Source organism: Janthinobacterium sp. SUN176, assembly GCF_030587335.1.
Lineage (GTDB): Bacteria > Pseudomonadota > Gammaproteobacteria > Burkholderiales > Burkholderiaceae_D > Janthinobacterium > Janthinobacterium kumbetense.
In genome coordinates, this window is sequence record NZ_JAPWIA010000001.1 from 3223241 (window position 1) to 3237710 (window position 14470).

A 14470-nucleotide genomic window follows, 5' to 3' on the forward strand; every position below is an offset into this window, starting at 1 on the left:
GTCAAATGCAGGCAATGGAGACTAACGACGCCAAAAAGCCGGGATATCCCCGGCTTTGGCGGTCAGGAAGGGGCTAGGCCAGGAGCGCGATCTGCTCGGGCGTGAGGTAGCACCACTCACCTTCGGCGATGCCCAGCGATTCCAGGGTCAGGCTGCCGATGGCGGAACGGTGCAGCGCGCTGCAATGGTTGCCGGCGGCGGCCAGCATGCGCTTGACCTGGTGGTACTTGCCTTGCTCGAGCACGATTTCCAGCTGGTGCTCGCCGCGCTTGACGCAGACGAGGGCCGCCAGCGGGGCCGGCTCGTCGTGCAATTGCACGCCGGCCAGCAGCAGGGCCACCAGCTCATCCGTCACGGGCTCTTGCGTGGTGGCTTGGTAAATCTTCGGAACGTGGCGCTTCGGCGACGATTGTGCATGGATAAACGGGCCATCGTCGGACATCAGCAGCATGCCGGTCGTATCGTGGTCGAGCCGGCCGACGGGCTGGACTTCGCGCCAGGTGAATTGTTCCGGCAGCAGGGTCAGCACGCCAGGATGATGGCTGGGCTTGCGCGAGCATTCGAAGTTGGCGGGCTTGTTCAACGCCAGGTACAGGTGCGCGCGGTACACCCACTCTTCTTCGAACACGTGCAGCACCAGGCCTTCAGTCTCGACGGTGGTGCGGTAATTGGTCTGGGTGACGCCATCGATGACGACATCACCATCCTCGATGAGGGAACGACAATATTTACGGGTGCCAAAACCCTGCGATTGCAGGATGCGGTCTAGGGATAATTTACTCATGGGCGTGACTTTACCAGAAGCGGCTGGCAGCGTGAAGCGGCGGCGCCTGGCGTCCGCGCGGCGGTCCAGGCGGCACGAAACCATGGTGCACGCAGAAATACCAAAAAGAACAAGGTGAGATTTGGCGAGAAATGGTTGATTCCTTTGAGAAATATCAAGCGCTCGGAATATCGCGTTGATAGACTGAAACTTCGTTAGGAATCCGCCTAACGAGGTTTAGGAATAATAACTAGGCAACGACTGACAAGGACATCGTATGGAACATACCGATACCATCGCCTTACAAGGCAACATCGCCGACATGCGCCTGCGCATCGCCGCAGAACAGGCGGCCATGCACAAGGTCAGACTCGGCGTGGCGCGCTGGAGCACCGCCCCTGCGCCGCAGGATGCGGACGCGCCGCCATCGCCGGCAAGCCAGACGCGCTGGCATGCCGAGGCGCAATGTCATTTCATGTGCTGGCTGGAACTGGGCGGTTTTGCGCACGCGGATGCGCAGGCCGACAACGCGACCGCGCCCGCCATGGCGGACATGCCGTCCGATACCAGCATAAACGTTGACGCCGGTGCAACAGCAGCCAGGGAAACCAGCGCCGCTCCCCTGCCCGTGCACTGCAACGGCTGCGCCGTCTGAGCGCGGCCCATCCGACCAGCCATGCCACGCCCTCGCATGCCTGCCTTGCCAGCACGCCCAACCCCATCCAGCGATACCGGACCATCGAACATGAACGACGCACAAAAGGAAACGGCGGCATTGCGCCGCCGTTCCCAAGCCCCATCGGGACTTTAGTGAGGAATGTAAATTCACTCAAAACCACATCTGCGATGCGGCGAGTAGTTCCAAGACCTGCCAATCAAGTTAGTACTGACAACATAGTTGATATATCGCCCCTCCTTGAAAAGAACTACGCTTTCACTATAGCCCAAGCAGCCCTATTTTCAAGCCAATTTACCACCTTATTGAAAATCATTCTCGACTGGCTTGCCTGCCTGCCAAGAGTGATGTCCTCAGCGCAACGCCGGTTGCGACTGCTGCACGGCCGCCTTCATGGCGCCCGCACCCATGGCGGCGCCAAACTTCTTCAGCACCCGTTCCGGCAAGCCTTCATGCTGCGTGTAGTCGACGATGTCTTCCGCCTTGACGACGTCGCGCGCCACGCTGTCGACCGTGCCGAAATCGTCGGCCAGGCCCATTTCCACGGCTTTCGCGCCCGTCCAGTACAGGCCGGAGAAGGTATCGGCCGTTTCCTTCAGGCGCTTGCCCCGTCCCGCGCGCACCACGTCGATGAATTGCTGGTGGATTTCATTGAGCATGCCTTGCGCATACGCCTTGTGTTTTTCCGTCAGGGGGCTGAACGGGTCCATGAAGCCCTTGTTCTCGCCCGCCGTCAGCAGGCGGCGCTCGACGCCCACCTTTTCCATCACGCCCGTGAAGCCGAAGCCATCCATCAGCACGCCGATGGAACCGACCACGCTGGCCTTGTTGACGTAGATGCGGTCGGCGGCGGCGGCGATGTAATAGCCGCCCGAGGCGCACATTTCATCGACCACCACATATAAAGGCTTGTCCGGATAGCCCTTGCGCAGGCGCTGCATCTCGTCGACGATCATGCCTGCCTGCACGGGACTGCCGCCCGGACTATTAATATGCAGCACCACGGCCACGGAACCGGCATCGGAAAACGCCTTGTCCAGCGCGGGGATGACGACGGCGGCCGAGCCGCTGCCTTCGGACTCGATGGCGCCGCTGATGTCGATCAGGGCCGTGTGGCGGCCCAGGGTTTCGCTGTCGTCGGCCGTGTTGTAGTCATAAAACACCCACAGGGCGAACAGCACGATCAGCAAGCCGAAGACCTTGAAAAAGATGCTCCAGCGGCGGTGCGCGCGTTGCTCTTGCAAAGTGGCAAATACCAGCTTTTCCAGCACTTCGCGCTCCCAGTGTCCCGCAGGGGCGCCGTGGCCGGCGGCTGGCGCGCTACTGTCCAGCTTGTCATTCGTGTTATCGCTCATGGTTCACTTTGCGTAAATTACAGAAGGCCTGCCCCGGCCTCAGGCCGGCAGCGGCTGGACATACTCGTCGGGTTGCCAGTACAGCTGGCCATCGCGTTCGGCCACGGCGATCGGGCGCAAGCGCCCGCCCTTGCAGGGGCCGCCCGCACAGTAGCCGCTTTCCGGCACATAGATGGCGCCATGCGTCGAACACATCAGGTACAAGCCGCTGGACTCGAAAAACTCGCCTTCCGCCCAGTCCAGTTCGATCGGCACGTGGGCGCAGCGGTTCAGGTAGCCATACGCCTTGCCGCCATGGCGCACGACAAAGCCCGTGGTCGCTTCGCCACCGGCCGAGACGGGAAAGCGCACGCCCTTGCCGCCATCGGCCACGGCGTCGGCGGCACAGATGAAAACGTCGACAACATCGTTCATCATGCGTGCTCGCTCAGCCATTGATGCAGCTCGGCCACCGTGGCGGCCGAATACAGGGGATTGCAAGCTTGCAACTGCGCCACCGGATGCGCTCCATACTCTACGGCAATACCGGCCGCACCCGCATTGCTTGCCATCAACAAATCATGACTGGTGTCGCCGATCATCACGGTGCGGCGCATATCCTGCCCCAGTTCGCGCGTCAGTTCCTGCAGCATGGCTGGATGGGGCTTGGAAAAGGTTTCATCGGCGCAACGCGTCGCATCGAACAGGGACAGCAGCTTGACGGCATTCAAGGAGCGGTTCAGGCCGACGCGGCTCTTGCCCGTGGCGACGGCGAGGAAATACGCTTGCTGCGACAGTTCCTGCAGCATCTCGTAGACGCCAGGAAACAAAGCCAGCTCATGGTCGCGCGACAGATAGTGATAACGGTAGCGTTCCGCCATGCGCGCATGGTATTTCGGCTCCACGTCGGGCATCACCAGCTGCATGGCTTCCTGCAAGCCCAGGCCGATCACATGCGAAGCGAGCAACTCGGTGGGAATTGGCAAGCCCAGGTCTTTGGCCGACGCCTGGATGCACTTGACGATGGTCGAGGTACTGTCTATCAGGGTACCGTCCCAATCGAAGACGATCAGATCAAATTGCTTTCTTGCCATGTTTCCCGACGGCATAGCCGCCGGCTCCTTGAGAATGAATGCTGGCGACTGACTACCTTGTGAGTAGTGTCGCGCGCACGGTGGATATTTAGCGTGCGGCAACGGCCAATGGTTTGCCCAAGCTTACCAAGAAACGCTCGCATTCGGCAGCCAGCGGCGCGTTCAGGGTCATCGTCTTGCCCGTTTCCGGATGCGTGAACGTGATCTGGTGCGCGTGCAGGAACATGCGTTTCAGGGCGCCGCGCGTGCTGTCGGCTTTCAACAGGGCACGGTTGAGGGCAAAGTCGCCATATTTATCGTCGCCGGCGATGGGGAAACCGGACGAAGACAGGTGCACGCGGATCTGGTGCGTGCGTCCCGTCTTCAATTCCGCTTCCAGCAAGGCGAAGTTGTGATATTTATGCAACAGTGAAAACACCGTGTGCGACGCCAGGCCATCGGCCTGCACGGCCACCCGGCGCTCGCCTTCGGCCGTCGTATATTTATGCAACGGCAACTTGATATGCTGGCGCGCATTCTTCCAGTCGCCCGCCACCAGCACCAGGTAGCGCTTGTCCGTGACGCCGTCGCGCATCTGTTCATGCAGATTCGTCAACGCGGAACGTTTCTTTGCCAGCAACAACAAGCCGGACGTGTCGCGGTCCAGGCGGTGCACCAGTTCCAAAAACTTGGCGTCGGGGCGCGAAGCGCGCAATTGCTCGATCACGCCAAACGAGACGCCCGAGCCGCCATGCACGGCCACGCCGGCCGGCTTGTCGATGACGAGCAGCTGCGCATCTTCGAAGATGATCTTGAATTCGGCGGCCGGCGCGCCCGTGGCGGCCTTTTCGGCCACGCGCACGGGTGGAATGCGCACCACGTCGCCGGCGGCGAGACGGTACAGCTGATCGATACGGCCTTTATTAACCCGCACTTCTCCCGATCGCAAGATCCGGTAGATGTGGCTTTTAGGCACTCCCTTGCACACTCTTAATAAGTAGTTGTCGATGCGCTGGCCTGCTTCTTCCTCGGCGATCGTTACGAATTGGGCTTGCGGCTGAACCGGGGGTGTTGAAGGGGGAACAACATCATTTTGACTCTTCATTTACTATGTCTTCCCAGAAATCTCTCTAAGTCCTTCATTTTGAATATATAATTGTTTTTGCTGCGGCCCTGGCTGCTGCGAGTGTAAGAATAAAAGCACATTTTACACAGGGGCGTCTCCACCGGCCTCGCCAAATTGCAAATTCGGTGGAAAAAAATGTATATGCACCATCCCCGCGCGAATCAAGGTTGCACCGTAGTTGTAATCGGATAACGCGTGGAGATGCTGAAGTGAGTGTATTGGATTATAAGGATAAGTACCCGTTAGCGCGACTTATCGAGTCGGGCTCGCGGGTTGATGAAGTTGATAACGCTTGCCGTTTTCGCCAAACCCCGTATGCGGCCACAATACTGAGGGTTGTCGATGAATAGGCTGAGGCCAAGCCTCGCCATCGCGATCCCTGTAATGAGCCGGCTTACGATTTGGCTCTGAATTTGCTGACCACTTGCATTCTCTGCCCCCGACATCCGGGCTGCTTCAGATGAGTTGCAGGTGTCCTGTGCACTCGGCATGACGATCGACCTCACCGCGCCTGTTGCGGCCGTAACGTATACCTCGTACGCGTTGTTGCTCCGCACGCCTAGGCATTTCCCCCGCCAGCACTCCCGTTCTCGCATATATCCCTGTACTTCGCCGCTTCCCCGGAAGCGGCTTTGAGATGGCCTACGGGTCGCGGAGTTATAAAAATGAAACGCATGTTGTTTAATGCCACGCAGCAAGAAGAACTGCGCGTAGCGATTGTCGACGGACAAAAACTGATCGACATCGATATCGAGACAGCCGGGCGCGAACAGCGCAAATCCAACATCTACAAGGGCGTGATCACGCGCATCGAGCCATCGCTCGAAGCGTGCTTCGTCAGCTATGGCGAAGACCGCCACGGCTTCCTGCCTTTCAAGGAAGTTGCCCGCACGTACTTCCGCGAAGGCGTGGACGTGCGTAACGCTTCCGTCAAGGAAGCGCTGCGCGAAGGCCAGGAAATCATGGTCCAGGTGGAAAAGGAAGAGCGCGGCAACAAGGGCGCCGCCCTGACCTCGTTCGTCTCGCTGGCCGGCCGTTACCTGGTATTGATGCCGAACAACCCGCGTGGCGGTGGCGTATCGCGCCGCGTGGAAGGTGAAGAGCGCCAGGAATTGCGCGAAACCATGGATAAACTGGACTTGCCAGCTGGCATGTCCGTCATTGCCCGCACCGCCGGCATCGGCCGCAACGTCGATGAACTGCAGTGGGACTTGAATTACCTGATGCAACTGTGGCGCGCCATCGAAGGCGCCGGCAAGTCGGCCAACGGCGCTTTCCTGATCTACCAGGAATCGTCGCTCGTCATCCGCGCCATCCGCGACTACTTCCAGCCCGACATCGGCGAGATCCTGATCGACACCGACGAGATCTACGACCAGGCGCACCAGTTCATGAGCCACGTGATGCCCGACATGGTGCACCGCGTGAAACGCTACAGCGACGACGTGCCGCTGTTCTCGCGCTTCCAGATCGAACACCAGATCGAAACGGCGTACAGCCGCACCGTGCCGCTGCCATCGGGCGGCGCCATCGTGATCGACCATACGGAAGCGCTGGTCTCCGTCGACGTCAACTCGGCCCGCGCCACGCGCGGCTCGGACATCGAGACGACCGCCTTCAACACCAACTGCGAAGCGGCCGAAGAAGTGGCCCGCCAGCTGCGCTTGCGCGACTTGGGCGGCCTGATCGTCATCGACTTCATCGACATGGAAGTGGCAAAGAATCAGCGCGAAGTGGAACAGCGCCTGAAAGATGCGCTGCACCATGACCGTGCCCGTGTACAAATGGGCAAGATTTCCCGCTTCGGCCTGATGGAACTGTCGCGCCAGCGCCTGCGTCCTTCGCTGTCCGAAGGCTCGCACGTGACGTGCCCGCGCTGCTCCGGCACCGGCCACATCCGCGATACGGAATCGTCCGCCCTGCAAGTGCTGCGCATCATCCAGGAAGAAGCGATGAAGGAAAACTCGGCCACCATCCACGTGCAAGTGCCCGTGGACGTGGGCGCCTTCCTGCTGAACGAAAAGCGCGGCGAAGTGCTGAAGATCGAAAACCGCCACCGCATCGCCGTGATCCTGATCCCGAACAAGCATCTGGAAACGCCGCACTACAAGCTGGAACGCATCAAGCACGACGATCCGCGTCTGGAAGACAGCCAGGCCAGCTACAACCTGGCTGAAAGCGCTGAAACCGACATGGCTTACAGCAAGCGCCAGAAGGAAGAAGCCAAGCCGCGCCAGGAAGCCGTCGTCAAGACGATCACCCCTGACCAGCCGGCACCGCTGGTCGAGCGCAAGCCCGTCGAAGCGAAACCGGCCCCAGTGGCCGCGCCTGCCGCGCCGCAAGGCCTGATCGCCAAGATCATCAGCTTCTTCACCGGCGCCCCGGCACCGGTGGCACCGGCACCCGCCCCAGTCGCACCAGCCAAGCCGGCCGGCGCCGACCGCGGCGACCGCAACAGCCGTGGCCCGCGTGGCCGTGGCCGCAACGGCAAGCCTGGCCGCGAAGAGCGCGAACCTGGCCAGGGCCGTCCAGCCCAGGACGATGCCGCGAAAGAAGCGGAAGCACTGGAAAAAGCGGCCCGTCCGCCACGCCCGCCGCGTCCGCCACGCGAACCGCGTGAAGCACGCGAAGGCGGCGATGCAACGGCAGCGCCACGCGAACGGGGCGAACGTCCTGAACGCGCGGAACGTCCGGAGCGCGCCGAGCGTCCTGAACGCGCAGAGCGTCCGCCACGCCAGCCACGCGAAGGCCGCGAACCGCGCGCCGACAAGGCTGTTGTTGCTGAAGTGAAAGCTGAAGAGCTGGCACTGGTTGGCGCCAGCGCCAGCGCAGTGAACGTCGTCGTGCCGTCCAGCGGCCCTGAATCCGACGCCGCACCGGCCAACCTGCTGAAAGCACCGGCGAATGCCGGTCCTGAAGGCGAAGAGACGGAAAACGACGTGGAAGGCGAAGAACCGCGCCGCCGTCGTCGTCGTGGCGGCCGCAACCGCAACCGCCGCGACCGCGAAACGGGCGAGCTGATCGAATCGGCAAATGGCGAGAACGAAGGCCAGGATGCGCCAGTGATCAGCTTTACGGTTGCTCCGGCGCCGGAAGCTGCTGTCGCTGCCGCGCCAGTGGAAGCTGCCGCCGAAGCCGCGCCAGCCGTCGTGGTGGAAGTGGTGGAAGTGGCGGAAGTGGCCAAGGTCGTGGACATCGCCAAGGTCGAAGAAGCCGCTCCTGCCGTGGAAGTTGCCCCAGCTGCTGAAGTGATCGTGCCGGCAGCCCCTGTCGAAGCGGCTGCAGCGCAAGCTGAACCAGCCGCTGCTGAACCGGCACCGGTTGCCGAGTACAGCTTTGCCGAGAAAGCGCAAGCCGCACCAGCGCCTGCCCCTGCTCCAGCGGAAGTCATCGTCGAAGCGGCGCCAGTCGTGGAAGCAGTTGCTGTCGTGGAAACGGTCGTCGTGGTGGAAGAAGCGCCGGTAGCCGAAGCGGCGCCTGTCGTGGCGGAAGCCGCGCCGGTGGTTACCGAAGTTGCTCCTGCTCCTGCACCAGCGCCGGCTCCTGTCGCCGCGCCTGCCCCGGCGCCTGCCGCGCCAGTGGCCGCGCCGCTGGACTTGAGCGCAGTGCTCGGTTCGGCCGGTCTGACCCTGGCTGCCACCGATCCGGAAAAACTGCGCCTGGCGCAGGAAGCGGCCGCCAAGGCAGTCGCTCCGGTACGCAAGCCGCGCGAACGCAAGCCATTGCCGCCGCAATCGGATGAGCCGTTGATCCAGGTCAACACGCAACGTCCATAAGCGTGCCGGGTTCGCCCAGCCGCCGATGATGAAAGGGGAAGCTCAGGCTTCCCCTTTTTTACGTCCCCACCTTTGCCAGCCAGCCGCCATGCACGAGAACGCCAACCAACTTCCCTCCCCCGTCAGCCTGCGCAGCGCCTTCTGGTACTGGCTCAAGCTCGGCTGCGTCAGCTTTGGCGGTCCGGCCGGGCAAATCGCCATGATGCATGCGGAACTGGTGGAAAAGCGGCGCTGGATTTCCGAGCAGCGCTTCCTGCACGCCCTGAATTACTGCATGCTGCTGCCGGGGCCGGAAGCGACCCAGCTGGCCATCTACATCGGCTGGCTGATGCACCGCACGCGCGGCGCCCTGGTGGCGGGCCTGCTGTTCTTGCTGCCTTCGCTGCTGCTGCTGATCGTCCTGTCCTGGCTGTACATGGCGTATGGCCACGTGGCCGCCATCGCCGGCATCCTGTACGGCGTCAAGCCGGCCGTCGTCGCCATCGTGCTGGCGGCCGCCTGGCGCCTGGGCCGGCGCACCTTGCGCAGTCCCGGCCTGATCGCCATCGCGGCGGGCGCATTTGTCGCCATCGCCGCGCTACAGCTGCCATTTCCACTGATCGTGCTCGCCGCAGCCCTGCTCGGCATGGCGGGCGGCCGCTGGCTGCCGGCCCACTTCCATGTCGGCGCCGCCTCGCATGACGGCGCGGCCCGCTACGGCGCCGCCCTGATCGATGACGACACGCCCACGCCGGAACACGCGCGCTTCAGCTGGCCGCGCCTGCTTGGCACGGCCGCCGTGGGCCTGGCCCTGGCCTTCCTCGCCTGGCTGGGCCTGGCGCTGGCGGGCGGCGCCGACCAGCCGCTGGCGCAGATGGGCGTGTTTTTCAGCAAGGCGGCCCTGCTGACGTTCGGCGGCGCGTATGCCGTGCTGCCCTACCTGGTGCAAGGCGCCGCCGAGCACTACCACTGGATCACGAGCGCGCAAATGATGGATGGCCTGGCGCTGGGCGAAACGACGCCCGGCCCCCTGATCATGATCGTCGCCTTCATCGGCTTTGTCGGCGGCTGGAGCCATGCCGTGACGGGCGACCACCTGTGGCTGGCGGGCGTGTGCGGCGCGCTCGTCGCCAGCTGGTTCACCTTCCTGCCCTCGTTCATCTTCATCCTGGCCGGCGCGCCGCTGGTGGAAGCGTCGCGCGGCAACCTGCGCCTGAGCGCGCCCCTGACGGCCATCTCGGCGGCCGTGGTGGGCGTCATCGCCAGCCTGGCCCTGTTCTTTGGCCGCCATGTCTTCTGGCAAGAAAACCCGCTGCCGCACTGGGACTGGCTGGCGATCGCCATTGCGCTGGCGGCCGGCGTGGCGCTGATCAAGTTTCAAGTGGGCACCATCAAATTGCTGCTCGCCTGTGCCATCTTCGGCCTCGTGCTATCGTATCTGCCTTGAACGACTCAACGTAAGTGGTATCACCTTTCATGGCTGACAAGATTATCTACCTCGCCGAAGCCCGCAATGGGGCTTTGGCGATTCCCGCGCAGCTGGATAGCCCCAGCGGCAACGTGGCCGACAGCCTGGGCCGGCCCCTGCACGACCTGCGCATCTCGATTACCGACCGCTGCAATTTCCGTTGCGTGTATTGCATGCCCAAGGACGTATTCGACAAGAACCACGTCTACCTGCCGCACACGGATTTGCTGTCGTTCGAGGAAATCACGCGCGTCGCGCGCCTGTTCGTCGCGCACGGGGTGGAAAAGATCCGCCTGACGGGCGGCGAACCGCTGCTGCGCAAGAATATCGAAAAGCTCATCGCCATGCTGGCCGACCTGCGCACGCCGTCGGGCCAGCCGCTGGATCTGACCCTGACGACCAATGGTTCCTTGCTGGCAAGAAAAGCGCAGGCACTCAAGGATGCGGGCCTGAACCGGGTCACCGTGTCGCTCGACTCGCTCGACGACGCCACCTTCAAGCGCATGAACGACGTCGATTTCGCCGTGGCCGACGTGCTGCACGGCATCGATGCGGCGCACGCGGCGGGCCTGGGGCCCATCAAGATCAACATGGTCGTCAAGGCCGGCATGAACGAGCAGGAAATCGTGCCCATGGCGCGCCACTTCAAGGGCACGCCCTACATCCTGCGCTTCATCGAATACATGGACGTGGGCGCCTCGAACGGCTGGAACTTGCAGGAAGTCATCCCGTCCGCCGACGTCGTGCGGCGCATCGCCGCGCACATGCCCTTGCTGCCCATCGATCCGAACTACGCGGGCGAGACGGCGGCGCGCTGGCGCTATGCCGATGGCAGCGGCGAGATCGGCCTCATTTCCAGCGTCACGCAAGCGTTCTGCGGCGAGTGCAGCCGCGCCCGCCTCTCGACCGAGGGCAAGCTGTACACCTGCCTGTTCGCCAGCAGCGGCCACGACTTGCGCAGCCTGCTGCGCGGCGGCCGCAGCGACGCGGAAATTTCCTCTGCCGTGGCGCAGCTGTGGCGCGGCCGCGGCGACCGCTATTCGCAATTGCGCACCAGCCAGACGGATTTGACGGGCGGTGCGCTTGAGCACGGTAAAAAGAAAGTGGAAATGTCGTACATCGGCGGCTGAATCGGGCGCAGCACGCGCCCGCCGCTGCTACCATGGCGCATGCACCAATTTTCCTACCTGACATGATCAACAAACACGACATTACCGGCCTGATCCTGGCCGGCGGCCTCGGCACGCGCATGGGCCAGCGCGACAAGGGCATGCTGCCCCTGCATGGCCAGCCCCTGGCGCGCCACGTGGCCCAGCGCCTGGCGCCGCAAGTGGGCCAGCTGGCCCTCAGCGTCCACGCGGATGCGGGCGACTACGCGCACTTCGGCCTGCCCGTGTGGCCCGACGTGCTGCCAGGCCAGCTGGGGCCGCTGGCCGGCTTACACAGCGGCATGCAGCACGCCGGCACGCCCTATCTGCTCACCGTGCCGTGCGACTCGCCCCTGCTGCCGCCCGACCTGGCGGCGCGCCTGGCCGCCGGTTTGACGCAAGACAATGCCGACCTGGCCATCGCCGTCACCGAGGAAATCGATGCGGCGACGGGAGCGGCCGTGCGCCGCCCGCACCCCGTCTTTTGCCTGGTAAAAACATCCGCCCTGCCCCAACTGGACGCCTATCTGCGCGGCGGCGAACGCCGCATGCGCACCTGGCATGGCCCCTTGAAACTGGCCGAAGTACTCTTCGAAAACAATAGTGCATTCGGCAACATCAATACGCCGGACGAGCTGGCCGCCCTGCAGGCGCAGGGCCTGTCCGTGCCGATGGCGCAAGCCATCCTGGCCGACACCGTCGCGCCCGTGGCCGAGATCGAGGAACTGCCGCTGCCGCAAGCGTTCGAACGCATCCTGGCGGCCGACATCATCTCGCCCATCAGCGTGCCCGCGCACGACAATTCCGCCATGGATGGCTATGCGCTTTACGGAGCTGACCTTGGCGCCGACCTCGGCGGAGACACCCCCGTGACCCTGGCCGTGGTCGACACCATCCTGGCCGGGCGTCCCGGCACCGTCAAAATCGGACGCGGCCAATGCGCGCGCATCATGACGGGCGCCGTCATGCCCGACGGTTGCGACAGCGTGGTGCCGCAGGAACTGGTGCTGCAAGCGGGCGACGCCAGCATTACCGTGGCGCCGGACTGCATCCGCGCCGGCGACAACCGCCGCTTCAAGGGCGAAGACTTGATGCAGGACCAGCCGGCCCTGCTGCAAGGCAAGATACTCGGACCGGCCGAGCTGGGTTTGCTGGCCTCGCTGGGCATCGCCACAGTGCCCGTGCGCCGCCGCCTGCGCGTGGCCTTCTTTTCCACCGGCGACGAATTGCGCTCGATCGGCGAGCCGCTCGACGCAGGCTGCATCTACGACAGCAACCGCTACACCCTGCTGGGCATGCTGACGCGCCTCGGCTGCGAAGTGCTCGACATGGGCATCGTCAAGGACAATCCGCAAGCGCTGGAAACGGCCCTGCGCGGCGCCTGCGCCATGGCCGACGTCATCATCACCTCGGGCGGCGTGTCCAGCGGCGCGGCCGATTTTACGCGCGACATCCTCGCGCGCCTCGGTGACGTGGCCTTCTGGCAAATCAACATGCGCCCTGGCCGCCCCATGGCCTTCGGGCGGATTGCCAGCGAAGGCGAATCGGCCTTGCTGCTGGGCCTGCCCGGCAACCCGGTGGCCGTGATGGCGGCGTTTTATTTCCTCGCCCGCCCCACCCTGCTGCGCCTGATGGGCGCCGACGCGGACACCTCCGCCCTGCCGCTGCTGCAAGTGGCGGCGCAAGCGCCGATCCGCAAGAAACGGGGCCGCACGGAATACCAGCGCGGCATCGTCGAGCGCGGTGCGGACGGGCGCCAGCACGTGCGCGTGACGGGCGCGCAAGGCTCGGGCATCCTGCGCTCGATGACGCAAGCCAATTGCATGATCGTGCTGCACGAAGCGCAAGGCCACGTGGCCGCAGGCGACCTGGTCGCTATCGTGCTGTTCCAGGGATTGACCTGACGCGCCACCACCGGCCAAGCTGACGCGCTGGCCGGACCGCAGTCAACGCTGCGCCACCTATCCCCCCCTCGCCACAACGGCCCGCCCTGCGCGGGCCGTTTGCATTGCTCCTTCGCAATCAATTTTCTTCCCGGAAACTGCTCGGCTATTGAGATAAAAATGTTAATTATTTCTTCAAATAACATATCAACAAACACAACACTAATTGTAATTATTTTATTTATTTGTTGATATTGAAGTTTCTTCGGTGATAACATCCGAACTTATACGAAAAGTTCAATTTTGATATTGTTTTCACGAGGAAACTAATAATGAGACACCGCTCTTGGAGCGCGGGCGCCAACATGCTGGGAGCGGCTTGCCTGCTTGGCATATTGACCCTCGCGCCGCCGCCCGCATACGCCAAAGGGACCCCTCGGGCCGACGTACTGGACAACTGCAGCTGGAACCGCCCCGGCGCCGACCCGTTCATGGGCGATGTCGTGGCCGCCGTGGACAGGTACCCGGACATCGCGCCGCAGGTGCGCGAGCAATTGAAGGCGCGCATGCGCGCGCGCCAGTATGATGAAATCGTCGTGATCAGCCGCGACGCCATCCGCGGCAAGGGCAATTACGATGCGCGCATCAGCGACATGCATTTCGGCCCGGGCCGCGTTTGCCGCAATGTCACGCGTGCAGGCTGGAGCGAGCAGATGCAGGAAAGGGGACTCGTGTACTGCGTGCAGGGCGCCTGCATCCTCGTGCCCACCGTGTGCCGCAATGTCAGCCGCATCACGCAGGCGGCGGCCGGGCCGCGCGGCGCTGGCGCCGCCCCCGTTGGCGCCGCGCCGGGCGGTGCAACGCCGGCAGCGGCCGCGCCGGCGGCAACGGGCGTGCCCGTCATCGAGCATCCCGTCGCCGCGCATGGCGGTTCGCTCACGGGCGCGGCGCCGCCGGCCGTGGTGGCCGGCCTGCCCCTGCCGGGCTTCGATTTCGTGCGCGGCAGCCGCGACACGATGTTGCCGTCGGGCATAGGCGGTGGCCAGCCACCGCGCGGCAGCAGCATCATCGTCGAGCCGTTCAACCCCACCGTCATGCTGCCTTCGCTGCCGCCCACCGGCCTGTCCGTCCTGCCCGCCGTGCCGGAACCGCAAACGTGGGCCATGCTGCTGGCGGGACTCGCGCTGACCGTCTGCGCCACGCTGCGCCGCCGGCCTGCGGCGGCGGCCTGAACGCCGGCGGGG

11 protein-coding genes are annotated in these 14470 nt (G+C 63.7%); 6 read left to right on the plus strand and 5 right to left on the minus strand.

Annotation, left to right across the window (positions count from 1 at the left end; all coding sequences use genetic code 11):
- Positions 1–73: 73 nt before the first annotated feature.
- A complete protein-coding gene (locus tag O3299_RS14565) occupies positions 74–784 on the minus strand; it encodes a pseudouridine synthase (RefSeq protein WP_034754110.1) in 711 nt (236 codons plus the stop codon).
- 256 nt (positions 785–1040) lie between these two features.
- Between O3299_RS14565 and O3299_RS14570 the strand changes: the two genes are divergently transcribed.
- Positions 1041–1418 carry a hypothetical protein gene (locus O3299_RS14570; protein WP_305052934.1) on the plus strand — a complete coding sequence of 126 codons (378 nt, stop codon included), beginning with the start codon at positions 1041–1043 and terminating at the stop codon, positions 1416–1418.
- Between the two features lie 374 nt (positions 1419–1792).
- On the opposite strand, the gene O3299_RS14575 is transcribed toward O3299_RS14570, so the two are convergent.
- From O3299_RS14575 to O3299_RS14590, 4 genes are all read right to left on the minus strand, one after another.
- Complete coding sequence (locus tag O3299_RS14575; protein WP_099666845.1) at positions 1793–2794, minus strand: S49 family peptidase; 1002 nt, start codon at positions 2792–2794, stop codon at positions 1793–1795.
- A gap of 39 nt (positions 2795–2833) precedes the next feature.
- Positions 2834–3211 (minus strand): Rieske 2Fe-2S domain-containing protein, encoded by a 378-nt coding sequence (locus O3299_RS14580; RefSeq protein ID WP_115057572.1) that lies wholly within the window; start codon positions 3209–3211, stop codon positions 2834–2836.
- A complete protein-coding gene (locus O3299_RS14585; RefSeq protein ID WP_035821424.1) occupies positions 3208–3867 on the minus strand; it encodes an HAD-IIIA family hydrolase in 660 nt (219 codons plus the stop codon). Before O3299_RS14585 ends, O3299_RS14580 begins: the two co-directional genes overlap by 4 nt.
- Before the next feature lie 88 nt (positions 3868–3955).
- A complete protein-coding gene (locus O3299_RS14590; RefSeq protein ID WP_077407877.1) occupies positions 3956–4951 on the minus strand; it encodes an RluA family pseudouridine synthase in 996 nt (331 codons plus the stop codon).
- 686 nt (positions 4952–5637) lie between these two features.
- Here O3299_RS14590 and O3299_RS14595 point away from each other — a divergent pair.
- From O3299_RS14595 to O3299_RS14615, 5 genes are all read left to right on the plus strand, one after another.
- The gene (locus O3299_RS14595) at positions 5638–8748 is read left to right on the plus strand and encodes an Rne/Rng family ribonuclease (RefSeq protein WP_305062564.1); all 3111 of its coding nucleotides are present in this window, start codon (positions 5638–5640) and stop codon (positions 8746–8748) included.
- Between the two features lie 88 nt (positions 8749–8836).
- Positions 8837–10174, plus strand: coding sequence for a chromate efflux transporter (chrA, locus tag O3299_RS14600; RefSeq protein ID WP_305062565.1), 1338 nt, complete (start codon positions 8837–8839; stop codon positions 10172–10174).
- 29 nt (positions 10175–10203) lie between these two features.
- Positions 10204–11325: a GTP 3',8-cyclase MoaA gene (moaA, locus tag O3299_RS14605; RefSeq protein ID WP_305062566.1), complete on the plus strand. Its 1122-nt coding sequence runs from the start codon at positions 10204–10206 to the stop codon at positions 11323–11325.
- Between the two features lie 62 nt (positions 11326–11387).
- The gene (glp, locus tag O3299_RS14610) at positions 11388–13247 is read left to right on the plus strand and encodes a gephyrin-like molybdotransferase Glp (protein WP_305062567.1); all 1860 of its coding nucleotides are present in this window, start codon (positions 11388–11390) and stop codon (positions 13245–13247) included.
- A gap of 311 nt (positions 13248–13558) precedes the next feature.
- Complete coding sequence (locus O3299_RS14615; RefSeq protein WP_305062568.1) at positions 13559–14458, plus strand: MHFG family PEP-CTERM protein; 900 nt, start codon at positions 13559–13561, stop codon at positions 14456–14458.
- The last annotated feature ends 12 nt before the right edge of the window (positions 14459–14470 follow it).